Genomic DNA, 21,991 nt, shown 5'->3' on the forward strand with positions numbered 1-21,991 from the left:
GCCTCCCGTCCGTCACGGGTCAGGCGTCCTGCGGTGTCGGTCCTGCGGGACTACACTGGGTTCCCCTGTCCCGAAGGGTTGTACGTGTCCGAACCGACCGAGATCGACCGCGAACGCGGCTACGTGGACGGCCTCTTCGGCCGCCTCGACGAGCTGACCGCCGAGGCCGAGCAGCGTCTCGCCGAGACCCGTCGTCAGGCGGTCGGCGGGAACCACCAGAGCCGCAGCGAACGCGACGCGTACGCACGGCTCTACGAGGACACCATCGCCACGCTCGAGCGCGTGGGGGACCGCCTGGTCTTCGGGCGGCTCGAGGTGTCCGAACCCGAGGACCCCGACGACACCTTCCGGTACATCGGCCGCGTCGGACTCCGAGACGCCGCGCACCGGCCGCTGCTGCTCGACTGGCGCGTCCCCGGCGCGAGCGCCTTCTACCAGGCGACCGCGGCCCACCCGATGGGCATGCGTGCCCGGCGCCACCTGTCCCTGCAGGGGCGGCGGGTCGTCGGCGTCGAGGACGAGGTCTTCGACGCCTCGCTGTACGACGACGAGCGGACCCACCTGCAGGGCGAGGGCGCGCTGCTCGCCGCGGTGACCGCCGAGCGCACCGGCCGGATGACCGACATCGTCGCGACGATCCAGGGCGAGCAGGACCGCATCATCCGCTCCCCGCTCGAGGGCGTGCTCATCGTGCAGGGCGGCCCCGGCACCGGCAAGACCGCCGTCGCCCTGCACCGCGCCGCCTACCTGCTGTACTCGTACCGCGAGCGACTCCGGGGCTCCGGCGTGCTCATGGTCGGCCCGTCATCGGCGTTCCTGACGTACATCGAGCAGGTGCTGCCGTCGCTCGGCGAGACCGGTGTCGTGATGGCCTCGCTCGGGTCGCTGTACCCGGGGGTGCACGCGACGGTGCACGACTCGCGGGACGTCGCCGCGGTGAAGGGTGCCGCGCGGACGGCCTCGCTCCTGCGCCGCGCGGTCCGCTCGCGCCAGGTCGTGCCGACCGAGTCCGTCACGCTCGACGTCGAGGGCGAGCGGCTCGTCGTCCCGCCGCAGCTCGTCGCCGACGCGATGAAGCGGGCGCAGGACCGCGGTAAGCCGCACAACGTCGCCCGTGTCACGTTCAACAAGATCGCCCTCGACGCGATGACCCGCCTGCTCGCCGACCAGCTGCGCGAACGCGGCACCACGGTCGACGAAGCCGACGAGAAGGTCCTGCGCGAGGACATCCGGAGCTCCTACGACGCCCGGGTGCTGCTCAACACGGCGTGGCTGCCCCTGCCGCCGGAGAAGTTCCTCGAGGACCTCTACGCCCGGCCGAACTGGCTCGCCTCGCTCACCCCGGACTGGACCCCCGAGCGCCGCGCCCTGCTGCAGCGTCCCCGGGGCGCCGGGTGGACCGTCGAGGACGTCCCCCTGCTCGACGAGGCCGCCGAACTGCTCGGCCCGTTCGACCCCACCGGCGGCGCCGCCAAGCGCGCGGCCAAGGCCAGCCGGAACCGCGACATCGAGAACGCCCGCCAGGCGATCGAGAACATGGGCGTCGAGGGCATCGTCACGGCCGAGCAGGTCGCCGGCTCCTTTGCCGAGGGCGGCGACCCGCGCTCCACCGCCGAGCGCGCCGCCGAGGACCGCGAGTGGACCTACGGGCACATCGTCGTCGACGAGGCCCAGGAGCTCTCGCCCATGCAGTGGCGCGTGCTCGCCCGCCGCAACCCACTCCGGTCGTTCACGATCGTCGGCGACATGGCGCAGGGTTCCTCGCCCGGCGCGGCACGCACGTGGGACGACGTCATCGGCGCCCTCGCCCGCCGCCGGCGCGGCCGTGCCCCGCAGGTGCCGCTCGACCACCGCGTGGAGCAGCTCACCGTGAACTACCGCACGCCGCGCTCCATCGTGCTCGCCGCGGGGGAGTACGCCGACGCCGCCGGGCTGACGGTCACCCGCAACGAGGCCGTCCGCGACGGCGACCCCGTCGAACGCGTCCGGGCGTCCCGCCCCGACCTGCTCGACACCGTCGCCGCGGTGGCGGACGCCGAACGGGCGCGCATCGGCTCGGGCACCATCGGCGTGATCGTCCCCGAGTCCCAGGTCGACGCCGTGCGGCAGCGCCTCACCCGTACCGAGGCCGACGTGCGGGGGCTCGCGTCGCCGCAGGCAGGGTCCCTCACGGTCCTGACCGGTGCGGACGCCAAGGGGCTCGAGTTCGACGGCGTGCTGCTCGTCGACCCCGACGGCGTCGGCGCCGACGCGGCACGGGCCGCGGCGGCGGTCTACGTCGCGATGACCCGACCGACCCGCCGCCTGACCGTCATCGACGTCGACTGACGGCGGCGCGCGGGTCGCCGCGCACTCCGTGCGCAGGAACGGTCGGAGCCGTCGGTGCGACGCGACCGTTCCTGCTCACGATCCGTGGGTGGTGGCGTCGCCGCGGGGCGGACGGGAGGCCCGGTGCGGGCCCGCCACGGGCCTCCCGGCTCAGGTCTGGTCGCCCTCCGACTGCACCCGCGCGACCAGGTCGGCCCACGGACCGTCGAGTCGGCGGCCGGGGATCGTCACGGTCGTGCGCTCGACGGTGATCGTCCAGCTGAAGTCGTCGGGGACCGGCGCGTCCGTCGGGGCGGGGCTGCGTTGCAGGGCGTCGAGGACGTCCGACCACGCCGAGGGGTCGCCGGCGGCGTCGGTGTCGACCCGCCAGCGCCGCGTGGTGCCGGCGAAGCCCCCGGTGCGGCGGACCTCGATGCGCATGGCTCCGACGGTACGCCGCCCGGCGTCGGTCAGGCGAGCACGCCCACGGTCTGCCAGGCCGTGCGGACGGCGGTCTGCTGGGCGGAGCCGTCGCCGAAGCGGGTGCCGGCGGCGTCGACGGTGACGGTCGCGAAGCCGGCGAAGTCGATCGACGCCGTGACCGACGACGAGGTCAGGGCATCCCACCAGACCGCACCCGCCCCCTGCCAGGCGTACCCGCCGATGGCGGTGGCGGCCAGGAAGAACGCGTGGTTCGGGATGCCCGAGTTCGTGTGCACGCCGCCCTGGTCGTCGGTGGTGTCGACGTACCCGGCCATCGTCGCCGGCTGGGGGTCCTTGCCGAGCACCGGGTCGTCGTACGCGGTGCCCGGCGCCCGCATCGACCGGAGTGCGACGCCGTGGACCGCCTCGGTGAACAGTCCCTCGCCGATCAGCCAGGACGCCTGCTCGGCGGTCTGCCCGGCGGTGTACTGGGCGACGAGGGAGCCGAACACGTCGCTGACCGACTCGTTGAGCGCGCCGGACTGGCCCTGGTAGGTGAGGTCGGCGGTGTACTGCGTCACGCCGTGGGCGAGCTCGTGGCCGATGACGTCGAGGGCGACGGTGAACCGTCGGAAGACCTCACCGTCGCCGTCCCCGAAGACCATCCGCGAGCCGTTCCAGTAGGCGTTGTCGTAGTCCTGCCCGAAGTGCACGGTGGCGTCGAGCGGCAGTCCGGCGCCGTCGACCGACACCCGGTCGAACACGTCGAGCCAGAAGGCGTGCGTCGCGCCGAGGCCGGCGTAGGCCTCGTCGACGGCGGCGTCACCGGAGTCGGCGTCACCCTCGCGCCGCACGACCCTCCCCGGCAGGGTCGTCGAGCCGTGGGCGTCCGACACGGTGCGTCGAGGGGACCGGTCGACGGTGCCGGCGACCTGCTGCGGCGCGGTCAGGTGCTGCTCCTTGGGGGACCGGACGGTGTCCAGGGACGCCAGCGCGGTGCGCGCGGCGGAGGCCGCCCGGGGGTACGCGTCGGCGTCGGCGACGGCGCGGAGCAGGTACGGCGGGACGACGGAGCGGATGCGGTCGGTCGCGGTCATGCGCTCATGGAACCACCGGGTACCGACACCCGGTCGGGCCGATGTCAGTCGCGGGCGCGGTGCTCCACGAGTGCGAGGGCGTACGCCTCCCACCACCGGCCGGCGGGCGGGCCGCCGTTGCAGCTGCCGTCGCTGAGCCCGGGGGTCTTCACCCAGAGCAGGGCGTCCAGCCGGGTCGTGCCGCCGGCGACGTGCGGTGCCTGCCCGAGTCCGGCGCCCTCGGGGTTGCACCAGGTGCCGCGCCAGCCGCGGCCGTTCCGGGACACGTCGACGACGAAGTGCGGGTCGCCGCCGATCGCGTCGGCGAGCCGGTCGGCGTAGGCGCGCTCCTGGTCGACCCGGTAGAAGTTCGACACGTTCGTGAAGAACCCCTGCACCCGGTCGACCCCGGCCCGGCGGAGCCGGTCGGCCATGGTGTCGACGGGCACCCGGTTCTCGTTCCCGCCGTCGAGGTACACGGTCAGCCCGTGTCCGGACAACGCGTCGACGGCCTTCCGCAGCAGGGGCAGGCGGGTGTCCCGCAACCGGTCGCACTTGCCGATCTGCGCGACGGAGTCCGGCTCGACGAGCACCACGGCGCCCGAGCCGGACATCGACTCGGCAGCGGAGCGGACCCACGGCAGGTACGCGTCGGCCTCGGTGCCGCCGCGCGAGTAGTTCCCGCAGTCGCGGTCGGGCACGTTGTACAGGACGAACACCGGGGTCGCGTCGGCACGCTCGGCGGCGCGGACGACGGTCCGGACCGTCTCGCGGGTCGCCGACCGCGAGGTGTCGGTGAGCCAGGTGGCGATCGGCTGGTCAGCGATGGCGGCGATCCGGTCAGCGGTGTCCTCGCGGCCCTCGGCGCGTGCTCGTCGTTCCCGGATGCCGGGCTGGTTCACGGCCTCGGGCTGACGGGCGAGCCCGCCGGGGAAGGCGTCGGCGGCCGACTTCCGCCCGACGACGGGGCGGTCCGTCGACGCTGAGGGACCGGCGGTCCCGTCCGGTCCTGCGGCGTCCCGGTGCCCGCCGGAGGGGCCGACCACGACGACCGTCGTCACGACCGCCGCGACGACGAGCCCTGCGGCGGCGATCCACGCCCACTGCCGACGGCCGTGGGCGCGAGCGCGGCGGGGTCGGGTGGATCGGGTGGGCCCGTGCTGGTGCGGCATGCGGCGGTCCTCCCTGGACGTGACCGTCGGGTCGGGCGTGGACGCCCCGGTCCATGCTGTCAGGTCCGGGTGCGCCGTGGCCAGTGCCCGCCTGCGCCGTCCGGGCGCCGTGCGCGCGGCTCCCAGGAGCGCTCCAGCGACCGTGCAGGAGCGTGCAGCACACTGACCCGGTGTTCCGACGACTCCTCCTCCTCGCCCTGACCGCGGCGTACGCCTGGGTGATCTGGCGAATGACGCTGACCCCGCAGGTCTTCACCTCGGCGCAGAACTCGCTCGTGCTGCACGCCATCGCGTGGGTGCAGCAGCTGCCGCACGGCACGTGGTTCACGTACGAGCGCACCGAGTTCCTCGCCAACATCGCGATGTTCGTGCCCGTGGGTGCGCTCGCCGCACTCTGGCTGCCGCGCCGCTGGTGGATCCTCGGTGCCCTGGTCGCCGTGGCGCTGTCGACCGGCATCGAGTTCGCGCAGGCCACCTACCTGCCGTACCGCGTCGCCGACCCGCGGGACGTCCTGTCGAACGGCCTGGGCGGGCTGCTCGGCGCCACGCTCGTCGGACTCGTCCGGAGCCTGCTGCCCGCGCCGCGGCGTCGCCGTCTGCGGGCCAGGACCGCCTAGATCTCTGGTAGTCTTGCGCGGTTGCCGTCGAACGGCCGCGGACAAAGAGCGCTCGTGCATCAGGCACGGGCACCGCGCAACGGACAGGAAGGGGATCATCCATGGCACTTGACGCGAAGGTCAAGCAGGAGATCATCGAAGAGTACGCGACCCACCCGGGCGACACCGGATCCCCCGAGGTCCAGGTCGCCGTTCTGACGCGTCGCATCAACGACCTGAACGAGCACCTCAAGGAGCACAAGCACGACCACCACTCGCGTCGTGGTCTGCTGCTCATGGTCGGTCAGCGTCGCCGTCTCCTCGGTTACCTCTCCGACGTCGACATCGCCCGCTACCGCACGCTCATCGAGCGTCTCGGCCTGCGTCGCTAGTCGACCGACCCACGGCTTGACCGAACGCCCCGGCCCTCGTACGAGGACCGGGGCGTTCTCCGTTCCCGGGGAATGCTCGCCGGGCAGGTCCGGTTGGATGCTATGTTCATGCAAACGCATCGAAAGTCGGGACCCACCATGACCACCATCGCCGTCGTCTCCGCCGGACTCTCCGAGCCCAGCTCCACCCGCCTGCTGGCCGACCGCCTCGGCGAGGCCGCCGTCGCCGCGCTCGTCGCCGAGGGCACCCCGGCCCACGTCGAGCACGTCGAGCTCCGCCCGATCGCGCACGAGGTCACCGACGCGATGCTCACCGGCTTCGCGGCGCCGGGGCTCGCGGCAGCGACGGCCACCGTGGTCGGGGCCGACGCCGTCGTGTTCGTCACCCCGATCTTCACGGCCGGTGTCAGCGGCCTCGCGAAGTCGTTCCTCGACGTGCTCGACAAGGACTCGCTGGCCGACCTGCCGGTGCTGCTCGGCGCGACCGGCGGCACGTCGCGGCACTCGCTCGCGATCGACCACGCCCTGCGGCCGGTGTTCGCCTACCTGCGCGCCGCGGTCGTGCCGACGGGCGTCTTCGCCGCGACGGACGACTGGGGGACCGACGGCGACGCCGCGGCCCTGGACGCACGCATCCGCCGGGCGGGAGTCGACCTGGCCTGGGCGATCCGGGCCTCCCGGCGGACCCCGCAGGAAGCCGACGCGCTCCCGGCGACCCCGGACTTCGCGAGCCTGCTCGGCGGCCTCGGGCACTGACCGGCGGTCGGCCGAGCGCTCAGTACCAGTGCGGGTCGACGCTCATCTCGTGCCCCCACGCCGCGCACGGTGAGCCGTAGGCGCTCTTGATGTACGCGAGTCCCCAGTCGATCTGGGTGGCCGCGTTCGTCCGCCAGTCCGCCCCGGCCGCCGCCATCTTGTCGGCGGGGAGCGACTGCGGGATGCCGTAGGCGCCGCTCGAGGCGTTCAGGGCGTTCGCCCGCCACCCGGACTCCTGCGTCCACAGCGACACCAGGCACGAGAACTGGTCGCCGCCCCAGCCGTAGGCGCCGATCGCGCCGCGTGCGTACGACTGCGCACCGGCGGGGTCGACCACGACGCCCCCGGTGCTCGGGTAGCTCGTGCCCGTCCCGCCGCTGCTCGCGCTGCTGTTCGTCGGCGTCGCGGCGTTCCGGGCGGCCTCGGCCGCAGCGGCCGCGGCGCGCTTGCGCTGCTGTTCGGCCTTCTGCGCGGCGACGCGCTGGCCGAGTTCGTACCCGGCCTGCTGCTCCGCGGTGCTGTCCTTGAGCGACGCGAGCTGCGCGTACAGCTCGTCGCTGTGCTGCTCGGTCGAGTCGACCGCGGCGTCCGCCGCCTGTTCGGCCGACTCCGCCGCGGCCGAGCGTTCCTCGGCCGCCTGCGCGCGCGTCGCCCGTTCCGTCTCGGCCCGCTCGGCCTGCTCGTGCAGCGACGACGCCGTGCCGGCGGCGACGGACGCCTCGTCCATCACGCCGGACCACGTCGACGAGAGCTGGTCGAGCGCCCCGAGCTGGTACAGCAGCTGGTCCGGGTCACCGGCGGTCGCGATCCGGGTCGTCATCTGGTTCGTGCTGCCGTCGCGGTACAGGTTCGCCGCGAGCCGGCCGGCTCGCTGCTGGGCACGGTCCGCCGTCTCGCTCGCGTGCTGCGCCTGGGCCTGGAGGCTCGTGGCGGCCTGGGTGGCCTCCGCCAGCTCCGCCTCGGCCGCGTCCGCCTCCGACGAGGCCACCAGGGCGGCCTGCGACTTCGCCGCGGCCTCGTCCTGCGCGGCCTGCAGTGCCGACTGGACCTTCCGCACCTCGACGCGCTTCGCGGCCTCGTTGCCCTTCGCGCGCTGGACGTCCTGCCACGTCGGGTACTCGGTCGCGTTCGCCGGGACGGCGGTCAGTGCCGGGGCGACGAGCGCGCCGACGACCACGGCGGCCGCGACGAGCACGCCCCGCGAGGGGGTGAGACGCATGTCCGCAGGCTACCGAGGATCACCAGGGAGCCAGCGAGCCGCGCCGCCGATTGCCTGTGGACTGGTAAAGTCGCTTCCGTCCGAGGACCACTGTCCCCGGACGTCAGACAAACACTGCGCAGGCCGGGCACGGAGCTGGTCATCGGTGGTGGCTCGCGGGCCGGAACGGTTTCCCGAGTGCTTCTACTGCTGGCCAGACATGCGTCCCGACCGATCGGCGCGCACGCACCCTCGTGTGCCGTCGCCACGGCCTGCCGGACACACATCAAGGAGGCACCCTTTTGGAGGGTCCCGAGATCAAGTTCGCCGAAGCCGTCATCGACAACGGCAAGTACGGCACGCGCACCGTCCGGTTCGAGACCGGCCGGCTCGCACAGCAGGCGCAGGGCGCGGTCGCCGCGTACCTCGACGAGGAAACGATGCTCCTCTCGGCCACCAGCGCCGGCAAGCACCCGCGTGAAGGGTTCGACTTCTTCCCGCTCACCGTCGACGTCGAGGAGCGCTCCTACGCCGCCGGCAAGATCCCCGGCTCGTTCTTCCGCCGCGAGGGTCGTCCGTCGACCGAGGCCATCCTCGTCTGCCGTCTCATCGACCGGCCGCTCCGTCCGTCGTTCGTCGACGGCCTGCGCAACGAGGTCCAGATCGTCATCACCGTCCTGAGCATCGCGCCGGACGAGTTCTACGACGCGCTGGCCATCAACGCCGCGTCCGCGTCCACGCAGATCTCCGGTCTGCCGTTCTCCGGCCCGATCGCCGGTGTGCGCCTCGCGCTCATCGGTGACCAGTGGGTCGCGTTCCCGAAGGCCTCGCAGCTCGCCGACGCCGTGTTCGACCTCACCGTCGCCGGCCGGGTCGTCACCGACGACCAGGGCAACGAGGACGTCGCGATCATGATGGTCGAGGCCGAGGCCACCGAGCACAGCTGGGACCTCATCCAGGGCGGCGCCACCAAGCCCGACGAGGCCGTCGTCGCCCAGGGCCTCGAGGCGGCCAAGCCGTTCCTCAAGGTGCTGGTCGAGGCGCAGGCGAAGATGGCCGCGCAGTCCGCCAAGGAGATCCAGGACTACCCGGTCTTCCCGCCGTACGCCCCCGAGGTCTACGACGTGGTCGAGTCCCTCGCCCTGTCCGAGCTCGGTGACGTCTACAAGATCGCCGGCAAGCTCGAGCGCCAGGACGCCGACGACGCCCTCAAGGCCCGCGTCAAGGAGGCCGTCGCCGCCAAGGTGTCGGCCGGCGAGCTGCCGGAGAGCGCCAACGGCCAGGTCAGCGGTGCCTACAAGTCGGTCACGAAGAAGGTCGTCCGCGGCCGCATCCTCACCGAGCAGGTCCGCATGGACGGTCGCGGCCTCGCCGACATCCGTCCGCTCGACGCCGAGGTCGCCGTGATCCCGCGCGTCCACGGTTCGGCGATCTTCCAGCGCGGCGAGACGCAGATCCTCGGCGTCACCACGCTGAACATGCTCAAGATGGAGCAGCAGATCGACTCGCTGTCGCCCGTCACGAAGAAGCGCTACCTGCACCACTACAACTTCCCGCCCTACTCGACCGGTGAGACCGGCCGCGTGGGTTCGCCGAAGCGTCGCGAGATCGGGCACGGCTTCCTCGCCGAGCGCGCCCTCGTGCCGGTGCTGCCGTCGCGTGACGAGTTCCCCTACGCGATCCGTCAGGTGTCCGAGGCCCTCGGCTCCAACGGCTCGACGTCGATGGGCTCCGTCTGCGCGTCGACCCTGTCGCTCCTCAACGCCGGTGTGCCGCTCAAGGCCCCGGTCGCGGGCATCGCGATGGGCCTCGTGTCCGACACCGTCGACGGCCAGACCCGCTACGCGGCGCTGACCGACATCCTCGGTGCCGAGGACGCCCTCGGCGACATGGACTTCAAGGTCGCCGGTACCTCGGAGTTCGTCACGGCCATCCAGCTCGACACGAAGCTCGACGGCATCCCGTCGTCGGTCCTCGACGCCGCGCTGAAGCAGGCCAAGGAGGCCCGCTCGGCCATCCTCGGCGTGCTGACCGAGGCGATCGACGCCCCCGACGAGATGGCGGACACCGCGCCCCGCGTCATCTCGGTGCAGATCCCCGTCGACAAGATCGGCGAGCTGATCGGCCCGAAGGGCAAGACGATCAACGGCATCCAGGACGACACCGGTGCCGACATCTCGATCGAGGACAACGGCACCGTCTACATCGGCGCCGTCGACGGTCCGTCGGCCGAGGCCGCTCGTGCCCAGGTCAACGCGATCGCGAACCCGACCAACCCGGAGATCGGGGACCAGTTCCTCGGCACCGTCGTGAAGATCGCCACCTTCGGCGCCTTCGTGTCGCTGCTCCCGGGCCGTGACGGTCTGCTCCACGTCTCCGAGGTGCGCAAGCTCGCCGGTGGCAAGCGTGTGGAGAACGTCGAGGACGTCCTCGGCGTCGGCCAGAAGATCCTGGTCGAGGTCACCAAGGTCGACGACCGCGGCAAGCTGTCGCTCGCGCCGGTCGTGGCCGACGACGTGGACACCGAGGGCCGTGACGACCACGCCTCGCACGCCGAGGCTCCGGCCGAGGGCTGATCCACCCGCGTCCCGACGCACGAACGGCCGCCGTCCCCTCCCGGGGCGGCGGCCGTTCGCCGTTGCGGGCGCCGTCAGGCCGCCGGGGTCTCCTGCGTGCCGACGAGCTGGGCGCGGCCGAGCAGGTGCTCGCGGAGCACGAAGCCGACGACCGCGGGGGTGGCGTCCGCCGGGGCCTCGAGCACCGGCACGTCGAGCGCGCTCAGCGTGAAGAAGTAGCGGTGCGCACCGTGCCCGGCGGGCGGAGCGGCGCCGAGGAACGTGTCGGTGCCGAACTCGTTGCGGCGACGGAGCGCCTCGGCCGGCAGCAGGGCGTCATCGGTCCCGGCGCCCTGCGGGAGCGAGGTCGCCGAGCCGGGGATGTCGGTGAGCGACCAGTGCCAGAAGCCGGAGCCGGTCGGTGCGTCGGGGTCGTACACCGTGAGCACGAAGCTCTTCGTGCCCTCGGGGGCGTCGGACCACTCGAGTGCGGGGGAGCGGTCCTCGCCACCGGCGTCGGTGCCGCGGGCCCACGTCGGGAGCTCGGCGCCGTCGGCGAAGTCGGGGCTGGTCAGGGTGAACGCGGGGACCTCGGGGAGGTTCCAGTTGGGGTCGTTTGCCATGCCCTCCAGCCAACACCCGCGGCCTCGGGGGCGGCTCGGCGGCGGCGCGCGGGTTTCTCGCGGGCGGCTCTGTACCGCGGAAGCGACACGCGTGCGGGGAGCTGCGCGGTTGGTGTCGCGAAGGCGACAGATCGCCGCGAACTGTTGGTGGGATCTTGTCGCTTTGGCGACTCGTGGGTGGAGACGTGACCGTGCGCCGGGCGGGAGCTGCGCGGCGGGGTCGAGCCGTGCCTCCCGGCCGCGTCCGGACCAGCGCGGGGCGACGTTGTGCTGCGGAAGCGACACTCGTGGGGGGAGCTGCGCGGCTGGTGTCGCGAGGGCGACAGATCGCCGCGAACTGTTGCCGGGACCTTGTCGCTTTCGCGACCCGTGCGTGGGGACGTGACCGTGCGCCGGGCGGGAGGCCCCGCGGCAGGCCCGGGTCGGGCCTCCCGGTCGTGTCGGGCGGGTACGGGGCGGAGTTGTGCTGCGGAAGCGACACGCGTGCGGGGAGCTGCGCGGTTGGTGTCGCGAAGGCGACAGACCGCCGCGAACTGTTGGCGGGCGAATGTCGCTTTCGCAAACCGTCAACCGCCACCGACCCGCCACGAACCCGCGCCCCGCCGGCACGCGGCGGTGCGCGTCAGACGGCCAGGACCCGGTCGACCACGCGCTGCAGTGCGGCCGTGGCCGCGATGGCGTCGCCGGCGTAGGCTCCCGCCATCGCGCCGTCGCGGGCGAGCATGAGCTCGTCGGCGCCGTCGCCCGGCAGCGGGTGGCCGGCTTCCTGCAGCAGGGTCGCGAGGCGCTCGGTGTACCACTCGCGGTGGGTGGCGACGACCTCGCGCACCGGGTCGCGGGGGTCGTGGTACTCGGCCGCGGCGTTGAGGAAGGCGCAGCCGCGGAACTCGGGGTCGTTGACGTCGTCGGCCAGGGCGGTGACCCAGGCCCGGACGGCCGCTGCGGGGGAGTCGGCGGAGCCGGTCAACGATTCCATCCGCTGCTGCACGCGCTCGTCCTGTGCCCGGATGTAGGCCAGGATCAGGTTGTCCTTGGACCCGTAGTGCTTGTAGAACGTCGCCTTCGTGACGCTGGCCTCGGAGATGAGGCGGTCGACGCCGACGCTGTGGATGCCCTCTTCGTAGAAGAGTCGCGAGGCGGTCTCGAGGATGCGGACCTTCGCGCCGCCGGAGCGGGGAGTCGGGGGGACGCTCGACCCGTCCGGCGACGCGAGGTTCGTGCTCGGGCCAAGGAGACGCTGGACGGCCGGTTGGGGGGAATCGACCGTCACAGCGTGGCTCCTTGGGCTCATCGGCTCCGCGATCTGAGTGGGGGGACTCGTCGACCGCGCAGGACTGATGTCCCGAGCCACCGGATCGGAATCTAGGGGGGCTACCGATCCGGCTTGCCCAACTGTAGCACAAGGAGGACAGACAGACGAGTCGGTCTGTCCACACTTTCTGTACCCCACTTCGAGTGGCGTCCGACGCGCCTGTGCAAACTGGGCGAGGCCCGCGAGCCGATCAGTAGGCTCGTCTGCGATGAACCAGCCAGTGCCACTGCCGCTCGGGGCCCCGGACACGTCCTTCCTGACGTCCGGCGGGGCCTTCGTCCGTCGCACCGTGCTGCCGTCGGGTGTCCGCGTGCTGTCCGAGGCGGTGCCGGGTGCCGCTTCGACGAGCATCGGGTTCTGGGTCGGCGTCGGTTCGCGCGACGAACGCGACGGCCAGTTCGGCTCGACGCACTTCCTCGAGCACCTGCTCTTCAAGGGCACCGAGACCCGCTCGGCGCTCGACATCGCGATCGCGTTCGACTCCGTGGGCGGTGAGCACAACGCCGCGACGGCCAAGGAGTACACCTGCTACTACGCCCGGGTCCGGGACACCGACGTCCCGATGGCCATCGGCGTGATCGGCGACATGGTCACCGCGTCCGTGCTCGACCCCGACGCCTTCGACGTCGAACGCGGCGTCATCCTCGAGGAACTCGCGATGGCGGCCGACGACCCGGCCGACGTGGCGGGCGAGGCCTTCTTCGCCGCGGCGTTCGGCGGCCACCCGCTCGGCCGTCCGATCGGCGGCACCCCGGACAGCATCCGCGCCGTCGGGCGTGACGAGGTCCTGTCCCACTACCGCGAGCACTACGCCCCGAACGGCATCGTGGTGACCGCCGCCGGCGCCGTCGACCACGACCGCCTGTGCGACCTCGTCGGGCAGGTCTTCCACGACGCCCCGCGCGCCGACCCGCTGGCGCGTCGCACGCCGCAGACCGTCGCCGACCCGGTGGAACCGAAGCTGTCGGTCGTGCACCGACCCACCGAGCAGGTGAGCATGCTGCGCGGCTCGCAGGGGCTCGACCTGCGCGACGAGCGTCGTCCGGCGCTGAGCGTGCTGAACGCCGTGCTCGGCGGCGGCATGAGCTCCCGGCTCTTCCAAGAGGTCCGCGAGCGTCGCGGGCTCGCCTACGCGGTGTCCTCGTTCGCGCCCGCCTACCTCGACAACGGCGCGTTCGGCGTCTACGCCGGCTGCGCGCCCGACAACGTCCCCGGCGTGATCGACATCGTCGACGCCGAGTTCCGCCGGATGGTCGACCACGGCATCACGGCCGACGAGCTCCGGCGCGCCAAGGGCCAGATCGAGGGCGCGCTGACGCTCTCGCTCGAGGACTCCGACGCCCGCATGACCCGCCTCGGCCGGTCCGAGCTCGGCACGGGGGAGTACACCGACCTGGCGACGGCCCTGGAACGCGTCGACCGCGTCACCACCGACGACGTGCTCGAGCTCGCGCGCGACCTGCTCACCCGTCCGACGATCACCTCGGTCGTCGGCGCCGTGCAGCAGGACGAGCTCGCGGCCGCGATCGGGATCGGCAGCTGAGCATCGACATGTCGCACTACCTGTACCTCGTCCGGCACGGTGAGCACCAGGACGCCGAGCACGGCCTGCGGGACGGCAAGCTGTCGGAGCGCGGCAAGCGTCAGGCGATGTTGGTGGCCGACCGGCTCGGCGGGGTGCCCTTCGACGGCGTGTACCACTCGCCGCTCGAGGCCCCGAGCGAGACCGCCGCGTTCCTGGCGCAGCGACTGCCGTCGATCCAGCCGGAGCCGTCGACGCTGCTCTTCGACTGCATCCCCTCCGGTCCGACCCCGGACATGCCGCACGCGTACCAGGGCTGGTACGGCGGCATCACCGAAGAGGAGATCGTCGCCGGCCAGGCCCAGATGGGCGACGCCGTGGCCGAGTGGTTCACCCCGGCGCGCGAGGACCGGCACGACCTGCTCATCACGCACAACGCCGTCATCGGCTGGTTCGTCCGCGAGGCGTTCCAGGCCCCCGAGTGGCGCTGGATGGGGACGAACGTCGCGCACACCGCGCTCACCATCATCCGGATCCGCTCGGCCAAGCCGGCCGAGGTCGTCACGCTGAACGACCTGGCCCACCTGCCGGTGGAGCTGCGCACCGGGTTGCCGGTCGACCAGCCCGTCTAGCGGCCGACGGTCGGGGACACGCGTTCCGGTCGGGAGGCCCGGTCCGGCTCAGGCGACCGGCTTGCGGTACCAGGCGGTCGCGTTCGGGTTCGCGTTGAACGGCTCGACGCGTCGGTAGCCGCGTCCGCGGTACATCGCGCCCGCCGCCACGAGCGAGTCGTTCGTGTCGAGCACGATGCTCGTCGCGCCGAGGCCGGCGCCGGCGCGCTCGAGCACGTCCATCACCGCGGTGGCGACACCCTGCCCGCGACCGGCCGGGGTGACGAAGACGTGCTTCACCTCGAAGCGCACGTCGACCGCGCCCTCGTCGCCGGTCCCGTCCGCGATGCGCCGGAGCCCCCCGCACCCGACCGCGGTGCCGTCCGCGTCGTACGCGACCGCGAAGACCCCGTTCGGCGGCGTGAACTCGGCCGCCGGGGTGCGCTTCCGCGAGTAGGCGCCCTGCGCGCTCGGGAACGTCGCCTCGCGCTCGTCCAGGTACGCGTCCAACAGCACGTCGACCTCGGGCAGATCGGCCGGCACGGTCCTGACCTCGACTGACATGGGTCGATCCTAGGATGGAGCGCATGGTCACTCCCGTCGCCGTCGTCGGCGCCACCGGTCGTCTCGGGGGTCTCGTGGCCGCCGTGGTCCAGGAACTCCCCGAACTCGAGCTCGTCGCGAGCCTGTCCTCGAAGGACGGCGCGCACGAGGCCGACCCGCAGGTCTTCGCGGGCGCCCGCGTCGTCGTCGACGTGACGGTCCCCGCGCTCAGCCCCGCGATCGTCGAGAACGCGCTCTCGAGCGGCGCGAACGTGCTCGTCGGCACCTCCGGCTGGTCGGCCGACCGACTGGCGACCCTCCGCTCGGGGCTGCAGGACCGCCCGGAGCAGGGGGTCCTCGTCGTCCCGAACTTCTCCATCGGCTCCGTGCTCGGCACCCACCTGGCGACGATCGCCGCGCCGTGGTTCCCCGCGGTCGAGATCATCGAGACGCACCACGCCGGCAAGATCGACTCGCCCTCGGGCACCGCGATCCGCACGGCCGAGCTCGTCGCCGAGGCCCGCCGCGACGTCGGCCCGGTCGACGCCCCGCACGTCGACCAGCGTGCCCGCGGGCAGCAGGTCGCCAGCGTGCCGATCCACTCGCTCCGGCTGCCCGGGGTGAAGGCCGTGCAGGACGTCCTGCTGAGCGGTCCCGGCGAGACCCTGACGATCCGGCACGACACGAACGACGACGTCGCCTACGTCGCCGGCATCCGGGCGGCGCTCGGCGCCGTCGGGGCCGCGCGCGGGCTGACCGTCGGCCTCGGCAGCGTGCTCGGCATCGGCTAGGCGACCGTCGTGCTCCGCACCGTCCGTTCGCCGTTCTGGGGCGCGGCGCTGATGACCCTCCTGTTGGCGCTCTACATCGGGCTCGTCGGGCAGCGTGCCGTCGCGTTCGTGGCGACCGGGGTGCCCATCGGCATCGCGATCGGCGTCGCGCTGTTCGTCGTCGCGGCCGTCGGCGCCCTGCTGCTCGTGCTCGAGGTGCGTTTCGGCGTCCGCATCACCCGGCTCGGTGCGCGGCTCGAACGCGAGGGCGGGACCCCCGACGACGTCGTCGCGGTCCGCCCCTCCGGCCGTCCGACACGGCAGGCGGCCGACGAGCTCTTCCCGCGCTACAAGGCCGCGGTCGAGTCCGACCCGGGCGACTGGCGCGGCTGGTACCGGCTCGGCGTGGTCTACGACGCCGCGGGCGACCGGAAGCGTGCCCGGGCCGCGATGCGCGAAGCGCTCGCGCGGTCCCGGGCGACCGCGTCCTGAGCGCACGACGCCGCACCGTCCGGAGCGGTGCTGTGGACCCGGCCGCCCCGGTCAGCGGGGCCGCGCGACGGACGCGGGGCGGGCCTCCCGGCCGTCAGAAGGCGGCGTCGACGGCGTCCTCGGCGCGCGCGTACCGGAACGCGTAGCCGGAGTCGAGCAGCTTCGTCGGCACCATCTGCTGGCTCGACAGGAGCATGTCGTCCGCGGCGTCGCGGAGCGCGAGCCGCAGGGCGAAGGCGGGGACGTGGAACAGGTACGGGCGGTGCAGGTCCTCGGCGACGCGCTTGGTCAGGCGGTCGGCGACGGCGGCGTCCGGGCCGGCGAGGTTGACGGGCCCGGAGACCTCGGCGGCCGCGGGGCTCGTCGCGAGGTGCACGATCGCGCCGACCTCGTCGTCGAGGGCGATCCAGGGCCAGAACTGTCCACCGGTGCCGAGCCGACCGCCCAGGCCGGCCTTGGTCAGGGGGACGAGCGGTGCGAGCGCGCCGCCGCCCTGGCCGACGACGATGCCGGTGCGCAGGGTGACCACGCGGACGCCGTCGGGGGCGGCGTTCGCGGCGGCCTCCCACGCGGTGCAGACGTCGGCGAGGAAGCCGGCGCCGGGGGCCGCGTCGTCGTGCAGGACGTCGGCTGGGCGGTCGCCGTACACGCCCGAGGCCGAACCGGACAGGAACAGCGCCGGCGGGGCGGTCGCGTGGCGCATCGCCTCGACCAGGGTGTCCGTGGCATCGACCCGCGACCGGCGGATCTCGTCGCGGTACGCGTCCGTCCAGGGCAGCTTGCCGATGTTCGCGCCGGCCAGGTTGACGACGACGTCGGCGCCGTCGAGCACCGCGGGGTCGAGCGGCCGCCGCCCGGGCGCCCACCGGAACTCGGCCGCGGTGCGCGGCTCGCGCCGGACGAGCGTCGTCACGTCGTGGCCAGCGTCGCGCAGCGCGCGCACGAGCGGGGTGCCGATGAAGCCGGAAGCGCCGGCGACGAGGATCGAGAGCGGTGCTGCCGCCGTGTCTGCCATGCCCGCAACGCTACTCACGCCGACGTAGTCTTCTGTGACACCGACGTAGTCTTCTGTGTGTGAGCGACAGCGAGACCGTGCAGCCCGACCCCACCGTGCCGACGCCCTACGAGGACCTGCTCCGCCGCGTCCTGACCGAGGGCACCCCGAAGGGCGACCGCACCGGCACCGGGACCCGCAGCCTGTTCGGCGCCCAGCTCCGCTACGACCTGTCGCAGGGCTTCCCGCTCGTCACCACGAAGCGGGTGCACTTCAAGTCGATCGCCTACGAGCTCCTGTGGTTCCTGCGCGGCGACGGCAACGCCACCTGGCTGCAGGAGCACGGCGTCCGCATCTGGAACGAGTGGGCCGACGCCGACGGCGACCTCGGGCCGGTCTACGGCGTGCAGTGGCGCTCGTGGCCGACGCCGTCGGGGGAGCACGTCGACCAGATCGCCCAGGTCATCGACCAGATCCGCACGAACCCGGACAGCCGCCGACTCATCGTTTCCGCGTGGAACGTCGCGGACGTGCCGGACATGGCGCTCGCGCCCTGCCACGCGTTCTTCCAGTTCTACGTGGTCGACGGCAAGCTGTCGTGCCAGCTCTACCAGCGCAGTGCGGACATGTTCCTCGGGGTGCCGTTCAACATCGCCTCGTACGCGCTGCTCACCCACATGATCGCCGCGCAGACCGGACTCGAGGTCGGCGACTTCGTGTGGACCGGTGGCGACTGCCACGTCTACGACAACCACGTCGAGCAGGTCGAGGAGCAGCTGTCCCGCACCGCGTACGCGCTCCCGACGCTCGAGCTCGCACCGCGCGACTCGATCGACGACTACGAGTACGAGGACTTCACCGTCGTCGGCTACCACCACCACCCGTCGATCTCGGCCGCGGTCGCCGTCTGATGGCAGCCGACCGGGTCGGCATGGTCTGGGCGCGGTCCACCGCCGGCGTGATCGGCGCGGACGGCGGGATGCCCTGGCACGTCCCCGAGGACCTCGCGCACTTCCGGCAGGTCACCGGTGACGCGACCGTGGTGATGGGGCGCCGCACGTGGGAATCCCTGCCGTCGCGGTTCCGACCGCTGCCAGGACGCCGCAACGTCGTGCTGACGCGGGACCCCTCGTGGCGGGCCGACGGTGCCGAGGTCGTGCACGACCTGCGCGCCGCGCTCGACGGCTCTGGCGGTTCGGACGGCTCCGACGGCCCCGGCGGCTCGGTGTGGGTCATCGGCGGCGGCCAGGTGTACGCGGCGGCGCTCGACCTGGCCGACCGGGTCTCCGAGACCGTCATCGACCTGGACGTGCCGGGCGACACCGTCGCGCCGTCGCTCGACGGGGCCGCCGGCTGGTCGCTCGTCGACGAGGGCTCGTGGCAGGAGTCCCGCGTCGACGGCACGCGCTTCCGTTTCCTGGAGTGGCGCCGCCGCGCGTAGCGCACGCCGCGCCGCGTGCCGCGTGCCGCCGTACCGCGCCGCGTGCCGCCCTGCCGCGCCGCACTGCGCGCTGCGCGCCCCCCGTGCGGGCATCGCGCCCCGAGGAGCCGGGGCGCGACGACCGCAGCGGGGCGCGGATCAGGGCGGGGCGTGGTCGGGCGCGAGCAGTGGAACGGACGCAGGTCGGGCCTCCCGTCCGCAGGGCAGACGGAGTCCCGCCGGGCGGGAGCGTCGGCGCGCGGCTCGTGACGCGCCCCCGTGCGGGCATCGCGCCCCGAGGAGCCGGGGCGCGACGACCGCAGCGGGGCGCGAACCGGCCACACCCCTCGCGGACCCGAGCGCCAGCGCCTGACGCGACCCGGCCACCCGCTCGTCCGGAGGCGCGGGACGGACGCGATCCGGGCCTCCCGGCCGCGCCGCAGGCGGACCACCGTCCGGGCGGACTGCGGGCCCGACGCCCGACCCCGGTACGCTGGTGCCCGTGTCCCCGCGTGAGAATCCCTTCGGTCAGGTCCTCGTCGCCCTCGTGACCCCGTTCACCGCGGACGGCGAGGTCGACTGGCCCGGCGTCGAGCAGCACATCGACGACTGCATCAGCGCCGGTGCCGACGGCATCGTCGTCACCGGGACGACCGGTGAGACGAGCACGCTGACCGACCCGGAGAAGCTCCGGCTGGTCGAGGTCGGCAAGTCCGTCGCCGCGGGCCGCGCGAAGATCATCACGGGTGGCGGCTCGAACGAGACCGCGCACGCGATCCACCTGTACAAGCAGAGCGAGCGGGCCGGCGCCGACGGCGTCATGATCGTCACGCCGTACTACAACAAGCCGACCCAGGCGGGCGTGCTGACCCACTTCCGGATGATCGCGGACGCCACCGACCTGCCGGTGATCCTGTACGACATCCCCGGTCGCACGGGCATCCCGATCACGTACGAGACGATCGTGCGTGCCTCGAAGCACCCGAACATCCTCGCGGTGAAGGACGCCAAGGGCGACTTCGCCGAGGTGTCCCGCGTGCTCAACAACACCGACCTCATGTACTTCTCCGGCGACGACACGAACGTGCTCCCGCACCTGTCGATCGGCGCCACCGGCCTGATCGGTGTGACGGCGAACATCACGAGCCGGCCGTACCGCACGATCGTCGACGCCGTGAACGCCGGCGACCTGGCGACGGCGACGGCCGAGCACAAGCGTGTCGAGCCGCTCGTCCGCGCCGTGATGACGCACGTGCCCGGTACCGTGGCCGCGAAGTACATCCTGCACGGGCTCGGCCGCATCGGCAGCCCGCGCGTCCGACTGCCGCTCGTCGGCCCCGAGGACTCCGAGGCGTACGCCATCGAGACCTCGCTCGAAGCCGTGCGCGACGTGCCCGGTGCCGACTTCTCGAACTTCCGCCCCGACCGCAACGCAGCGGCCGGCGGCGCACTGCCAAAGGTGCCAGGCACCACCCGCTAGCGAACACCGCGGCGCGCAGCACGCGCGTCGCCTGAATCCGTAGGACCGAATGCCCACACAAGTCTCCACACCGCAGCCGCTCGAGAACGGCACCCTCCGCGTGATCCCCGTCGGGGGTCTCGGCGAGATCGGTCGCAACATGACCGTCTACGAGTACGAGGGCAAGCTGCTCATCGTCGACGCCGGCGTGCTCTTCCCCGAGGAGCACCAGCCCGGTGTCGACCTCATCCTCCCCGACTTCGCGCCGATCCGGGACCGCCTGGACGACGTGCTCGGCGTCGTGCTCACGCACGGCCACGAGGACCACATCGGCGCCGTCCCGTACCTGCTCAAGCTGCGCGACGACATCCCGCTGATCGGCTCCACGCTGACCCTCGCCCTCGTCGAGGCGAAGCTCAAGGAACACCGGATCAAGCCCTACACGCTCGTCGTGCAGGAGGACCAGACCGAGCAGATGGGTCCGTTCCACCTCGAGTTCGTGGCCGTGAACCACTCCATCCCGGACGCCCTGGCCGTCGCGATCACGACCCCCGCCGGTCGTGTCCTGCACACGGGTGACTTCAAGATGGACCAGCTCCCGCTGGACGACCGCATCACCGACCTCCGTGCCTTCGCGCGGCTCGGCGAGCAGGGCGTCGACCTGTTCCTGCCGGACTCCACCAACGCCGACGTGCCGGGCTTCACCGCCCCGGAGCGCGACATCGGCCCGGTGCTCGAGAACATCATCACGCGCGCCCGCAAGAAGGTCGTCGTTGCGAGCTTCTCGTCGCACGTGCACCGCGTGCAGCAGGTCCTCGACGCCGCCGCGGCCGCGAACCGCAAGGTCGCGTTCATGGGTCGCTCGATGATCCGCAACATGACGATCGCCGCCGAGCTCGGGTACCTGCGGGTGCCGGAGAACGTGCTCATCGACACGAAGAAGGCAAAGAACGTCCCCGACGACCAGATCGTCTACATGTCGACGGGGTCGCAGGGCGAGCCGATGGCCGTCCTGGCGCGCATGGCGAACCTCGAGCACCAGATCGAGATCGGCGAGGGCGACACCGTCATCCTCGCGTCGAGCCTGATCCCGGGCAACGAGAACGCCGTGTACCGCGTCATCGACGGGCTCACCAAGCTCGGCGCGAAGGTCGTGCACAAGGGCAACGCGAAGGTGCACGTCTCCGGACACGCCTCGGCCGGCGAGCTGCTCTACTGCTACAACATCCTGCGCCCGCGCAACGTGCTCCCCGTGCACGGCGAGCACCGCCACCTGTACGCGAACGCCGACCTGGCGATCCAGACGGGTGTGCCGCCGCGCAACGTGATCCTCGGGCAGGACGGCATCGTCGTCGACCTGAAGGACGGCGTCGCGACCGTCGCCGGCCAGCTCGACATCGGGTACGTCTACGTCGACGGCTCCACCGTCGGCGAGATCACCGACGCCGACCTCAAGGACCGCCGCGTCCTGTCGGAGGAGGGCTTCATCTCGATCTTCGCCGCGGTGGACTTCACCACCGGCCAGTGCGTGGTCGGCCCGGAGATCCAGTCGCGCGGCTTCGCCGAGACCGACGCCGTCTTCGACGACGTCCGACCGCAGATCGCCAAGGCGCTGTCCGAAGCGGCCGCCAACGGCACGCGCGACTCGCACGCGTTCGCGCAGGTCGTCCGTCGCACCGTCGGCCGCTGGGTGAACACGAAGCACCGCCGCCGTCCGATGATCGTCCCGGTGGTCATCGAGGCGTAGCGCGGTCCGTCGCGATCGGCCGG

The 21,991-nt window shown here is 72.7% G+C and carries 21 protein-coding genes; 13 read left to right on the plus strand and 8 right to left on the minus strand.

Annotation, left to right across the window (positions count from 1 at the left end; genetic code table 11):
• The first annotated feature begins 84 nt into the window (after positions 1 to 84).
• Complete coding sequence (locus DEI99_RS06010) at positions 85 to 2,328, plus strand: HelD family protein (RefSeq protein WP_258369459.1); 2,244 nt, start codon at positions 85 to 87, stop codon at positions 2,326 to 2,328.
• Between the two features lie 150 nt (positions 2,329 to 2,478).
• Here the strand turns inward: DEI99_RS06010 and DEI99_RS06015 are convergent, their stop codons facing one another.
• The 3 genes from DEI99_RS06015 to DEI99_RS06025 are packed head-to-tail and all read right to left on the minus strand — an operon-like array spanning position 2,479 to position 4,978.
• The gene (locus DEI99_RS06015) at positions 2,479 to 2,748 is read right to left on the minus strand and encodes a protealysin inhibitor emfourin (RefSeq protein WP_111042151.1); all 270 of its coding nucleotides are present in this window, start codon (positions 2,746 to 2,748) and stop codon (positions 2,479 to 2,481) included.
• A 29-nt stretch (positions 2,749 to 2,777) separates the two neighbouring features.
• Positions 2,778 to 3,827 (minus strand): M4 family metallopeptidase, encoded by a 1,050-nt coding sequence (locus tag DEI99_RS06020; protein ID WP_111042152.1) that lies wholly within the window; start codon positions 3,825 to 3,827, stop codon positions 2,778 to 2,780.
• Between the two features lie 44 nt (positions 3,828 to 3,871).
• A complete protein-coding gene (locus tag DEI99_RS06025; protein WP_111042153.1) occupies positions 3,872 to 4,978 on the minus strand; it encodes a glycoside hydrolase family 6 protein in 1,107 nt (368 codons plus the stop codon).
• A 152-nt stretch (positions 4,979 to 5,130) separates the two neighbouring features.
• Between DEI99_RS06025 and DEI99_RS06030 the strand changes: the two genes are divergently transcribed.
• The 3 genes from DEI99_RS06030 to DEI99_RS06040 all read left to right on the plus strand — a co-directional run bounded on the left by DEI99_RS06030 (position 5,131) and on the right by DEI99_RS06040 (position 6,722).
• Positions 5,131 to 5,595, plus strand: a complete 465-nt coding sequence (locus DEI99_RS06030) for a VanZ family protein (protein WP_181434479.1) — start codon at positions 5,131 to 5,133, stop codon at positions 5,593 to 5,595.
• 101 nt (positions 5,596 to 5,696) lie between these two features.
• Positions 5,697 to 5,966, plus strand: a complete 270-nt coding sequence (rpsO, locus tag DEI99_RS06035; RefSeq protein ID WP_071257618.1) for a 30S ribosomal protein S15 — start codon at positions 5,697 to 5,699, stop codon at positions 5,964 to 5,966.
• Between the two features lie 138 nt (positions 5,967 to 6,104).
• Positions 6,105 to 6,722 carry a CE1759 family FMN reductase gene (locus DEI99_RS06040; RefSeq protein ID WP_111042155.1) on the plus strand — a complete coding sequence of 206 codons (618 nt, stop codon included), beginning with the start codon at positions 6,105 to 6,107 and terminating at the stop codon, positions 6,720 to 6,722.
• 19 nt (positions 6,723 to 6,741) lie between these two features.
• On the opposite strand, the gene DEI99_RS06045 is transcribed toward DEI99_RS06040, so the two are convergent.
• Complete coding sequence (locus DEI99_RS06045) at positions 6,742 to 7,941, minus strand: coiled-coil domain-containing protein (RefSeq protein ID WP_111042156.1); 1,200 nt, start codon at positions 7,939 to 7,941, stop codon at positions 6,742 to 6,744.
• A gap of 281 nt (positions 7,942 to 8,222) precedes the next feature.
• Between DEI99_RS06045 and DEI99_RS06050 the strand changes: the two genes are divergently transcribed.
• Positions 8,223 to 10,496 (plus strand): polyribonucleotide nucleotidyltransferase, encoded by a 2,274-nt coding sequence (locus DEI99_RS06050; protein ID WP_111042157.1) that lies wholly within the window; start codon positions 8,223 to 8,225, stop codon positions 10,494 to 10,496.
• Positions 10,497 to 10,570: 74 nt separating this feature from the next.
• Here the strand turns inward: DEI99_RS06050 and DEI99_RS06055 are convergent, their stop codons facing one another.
• Positions 10,571 to 11,098 carry a YbhB/YbcL family Raf kinase inhibitor-like protein gene (locus tag DEI99_RS06055; RefSeq protein ID WP_071297106.1) on the minus strand — a complete coding sequence of 176 codons (528 nt, stop codon included), beginning with the start codon at positions 11,096 to 11,098 and terminating at the stop codon, positions 10,571 to 10,573.
• Positions 11,099 to 11,720: 622 nt separating this feature from the next.
• On the minus strand, positions 11,721 to 12,368 hold the full coding sequence (locus DEI99_RS06060; RefSeq protein WP_181434480.1) for a TetR/AcrR family transcriptional regulator: 648 nt from the start codon (positions 12,366 to 12,368) through the stop codon (positions 11,721 to 11,723).
• 250 nt (positions 12,369 to 12,618) lie between these two features.
• On the opposite strand from DEI99_RS06060, the gene DEI99_RS06065 reads away from it, so the two are divergent.
• On the plus strand, positions 12,619 to 13,953 hold the full coding sequence (locus tag DEI99_RS06065; RefSeq protein WP_111042160.1) for a M16 family metallopeptidase: 1,335 nt from the start codon (positions 12,619 to 12,621) through the stop codon (positions 13,951 to 13,953).
• A gap of 8 nt (positions 13,954 to 13,961) precedes the next feature.
• The gene (locus DEI99_RS06070) at positions 13,962 to 14,564 is read left to right on the plus strand and encodes a histidine phosphatase family protein (RefSeq protein WP_071257634.1); all 603 of its coding nucleotides are present in this window, start codon (positions 13,962 to 13,964) and stop codon (positions 14,562 to 14,564) included.
• Positions 14,565 to 14,612: 48 nt separating this feature from the next.
• Here the strand turns inward: DEI99_RS06070 and DEI99_RS06075 are convergent, their stop codons facing one another.
• The gene (locus DEI99_RS06075) at positions 14,613 to 15,107 is read right to left on the minus strand and encodes a GNAT family N-acetyltransferase (RefSeq protein ID WP_111042161.1); all 495 of its coding nucleotides are present in this window, start codon (positions 15,105 to 15,107) and stop codon (positions 14,613 to 14,615) included.
• 23 nt (positions 15,108 to 15,130) lie between these two features.
• On the opposite strand from DEI99_RS06075, the gene dapB reads away from it, so the two are divergent.
• Together dapB and DEI99_RS06085 are read left to right on the plus strand one after the other, a co-directional pair.
• Complete coding sequence (dapB, locus tag DEI99_RS06080; RefSeq protein ID WP_258369462.1) at positions 15,131 to 15,877, plus strand: 4-hydroxy-tetrahydrodipicolinate reductase; 747 nt, start codon at positions 15,131 to 15,133, stop codon at positions 15,875 to 15,877.
• A 9-nt stretch (positions 15,878 to 15,886) separates the two neighbouring features.
• Positions 15,887 to 16,348, plus strand: coding sequence for a hypothetical protein (locus tag DEI99_RS06085; RefSeq protein ID WP_502867015.1), 462 nt, complete (start codon positions 15,887 to 15,889; stop codon positions 16,346 to 16,348).
• Between the two features lie 94 nt (positions 16,349 to 16,442).
• On the opposite strand, the gene DEI99_RS06090 is transcribed toward DEI99_RS06085, so the two are convergent.
• Positions 16,443 to 17,363: a TIGR01777 family oxidoreductase gene (locus DEI99_RS06090; RefSeq protein WP_111042163.1), complete on the minus strand. Its 921-nt coding sequence runs from the start codon at positions 17,361 to 17,363 to the stop codon at positions 16,443 to 16,445.
• A 59-nt stretch (positions 17,364 to 17,422) separates the two neighbouring features.
• On the opposite strand from DEI99_RS06090, the gene DEI99_RS06095 reads away from it, so the two are divergent.
• The 4 genes from DEI99_RS06095 to DEI99_RS06110 all read left to right on the plus strand — a co-directional run bounded on the left by DEI99_RS06095 (position 17,423) and on the right by DEI99_RS06110 (position 21,968).
• A complete protein-coding gene (locus DEI99_RS06095; protein ID WP_254784794.1) occupies positions 17,423 to 18,253 on the plus strand; it encodes a thymidylate synthase in 831 nt (276 codons plus the stop codon).
• Positions 18,253 to 18,783: a dihydrofolate reductase gene (locus DEI99_RS06100; RefSeq protein ID WP_111042164.1), complete on the plus strand. Its 531-nt coding sequence runs from the start codon at positions 18,253 to 18,255 to the stop codon at positions 18,781 to 18,783. The genes DEI99_RS06095 and DEI99_RS06100 overlap by 1 nt, the downstream gene beginning before the upstream one ends.
• A 481-nt stretch (positions 18,784 to 19,264) precedes the next feature.
• Entirely contained in the window at positions 19,265 to 20,242 is a 978-nt protein-coding gene (gene dapA, locus DEI99_RS06105; protein WP_071257810.1) for a 4-hydroxy-tetrahydrodipicolinate synthase, read from the plus strand.
• 49 nt (positions 20,243 to 20,291) lie between these two features.
• Positions 20,292 to 21,968: a ribonuclease J gene (locus DEI99_RS06110; protein WP_111042165.1), complete on the plus strand. Its 1,677-nt coding sequence runs from the start codon at positions 20,292 to 20,294 to the stop codon at positions 21,966 to 21,968.
• The last annotated feature ends 23 nt before the right edge of the window (positions 21,969 to 21,991 follow it).

Source organism: Curtobacterium sp. MCLR17_036 (assembly GCF_003234445.2).
Lineage (GTDB): Bacteria > Actinomycetota > Actinomycetes > Actinomycetales > Microbacteriaceae > Curtobacterium.